The 2,051-nt window shown below is 45.9% G+C and carries 1 protein-coding gene; it reads right to left on the minus strand.

The window, feature by feature from the left end; translation table 11 throughout:
* On the minus strand, positions 1–2,051 hold a 2,051-nt coding region (locus KKA81_16175), incomplete at both ends, for a hypothetical protein (GenBank protein MBU2652464.1).

The raw sequence follows: 2,051 nt of genomic DNA on the forward strand, positions 1-2,051 counted from the left end.
CATATTTGAATGTAACCGTAGAATACGCTATTTGCAAATTGCCACTCGGTATTACCTTATCAGTCGCCCTTGTCTCTACTGTATATTCCTTGCCGTTTAACCACATAGGTGTTGATGTGAACACAAACGGGTCGGTTTCTGGTGTGTCGGTATCAAGCCAACTTGCTGATGTGCCTGTCCAGTTAACTTCATTCCAGTAAATCGCCGGTGTGCCGGTGGATATTCGTACCTGGACTTTTAATACACCAGCTTTGTAAGGCGATGATAAATCATCGTCGCTACTACCGGATATTGTTGATAGTATCCTGTCCAGCCCGTAATTGGGATTGACGGAAGTTGGAAGTTGGAGGCTGGAAGTTGGCGGATGCGTGTCATATGTGACGGTGTATTCGTTGAATACCGTCTGGATATTGTTCGGCAATGCTCCGTCATAACCCCTCGTCTTGAATTTGTACTGCCAGCCACTATTGAATGCGTCAGCTATGGATGTGTATGTCCAACTGTCGTTGCCAACAACAAAATTACTCGCCGGCCGCCACGTCTCGCTTTCTGCCCAGCCACTACCTGTCCACCAGGTATTATTTAATGTCAGATTCTGGATTGATATTTCTACTGATGAGATACTATTGGAATACGCCGCTCCACTGAAAGGCTGAAAATCAGAACAATTACCACTTGCTATCTGAATTGAGGAATATGACTTGATGCTCACTGTTGAAATATCCACAGGCGCTCGTATATTAGATACCGGCGGTGTTGTGTCATAGATGAAATACGACCCACGGGCAGATGAAGGAACTTCCACTAACGGCGGCTGGGACACATCCGTTGATATCGTCGTTACCCAGTAACTTACTCCGTTGGTTAAGTGCGACTGCTCTATCTGCGTAAAATCCCAACTCGTCCAGGGTGGGTTTACTTCTATCCAGTAAGTCGTGTTCTGATTCCATGTCTGAACCGCCGACTCCCAGTACTTGTTTGTATCTAGCCGAACTACCGATATATTCACGCTCTTTAACCCGCCAGTATCAGCCGCTGTTCCTGTTATCTTGGAAAACTGCGAGATAACCGAACTATGAACGGGTAAGTCCACCTTGCTTACAGGTGGAGAATAATCAATCCTGAACTCTCTCGTCGAATAACCTGTCTGATAGTTATCCGCTCTGTCGTCCACCTTCGCTTCTATTCTGTAGAGATACCCGTTGTTCCAGTCACCTGAATTAAACGGATGACTCCAAACAGTGCCAGCAGAATTGGTACTTGCAGGCACAAACCACGCATCATCCGCATTCACTTTCGCAATACTAAATGTAATACCACCCCAGTACTTTTCGTCTAATAATCTATATATCCTTATCTTCACATTCTTTATCTGACCAGCAGGATACGACGGCGTATCAGCAGCACTACCTGAAATCGTTGTTAATGTAGATATCGTTGAGACATTTACCGCCGGACTTAATATGTTGACCGTAGGTGTGGTAATATCTACATAGAATGTCCAACTCTGATACGGACTCTCCTGATTCCCGGACTTATCGGTTACCTGGCTGCGAACCTCTATCTGGTCGCCATCAGCACTCTGAGTGCCACCGCTGCCCCAGTTAGGTATTGATTGACCGGGTATCGGATACGTAAACTGCCATTTCCCACCACCAATATCCGATAGTGTTGTTGTTGACCACACTATATCCACACTGTTAAAACTACTACCACTCCAGTACTTTGGTGGTACTAAAGTATTATCCCTGATTGCTACCTCTACTTTCTCTATTCCAGCATTTCCAGGATCCTGAGCGGTTCCTGATATAGTTGCATAAGACTTGTGCCAGCCAAAACACGGCATCTTGATTGATGTCGTCGGTACTTGCGTGTCATAACTGATTGTTATTGTCGTTATCGTTGACTCGTAATTTAATGCGCCATCTTGTGCCCTTACTTCTATCCTATACAGACCGTCGGTAAACGGCGGAACACTATCACCACAATTGCCGGGATACTCCCATACACCGCCTGTTACCTTGCAGGGACGCCAGAATGTCCCGCTATCG

The organism is Bacteroidota bacterium, from assembly GCA_018831055.1.
GTDB lineage: Bacteria > Bacteroidota > Bacteroidia > Bacteroidales > B18-G4 > M55B132.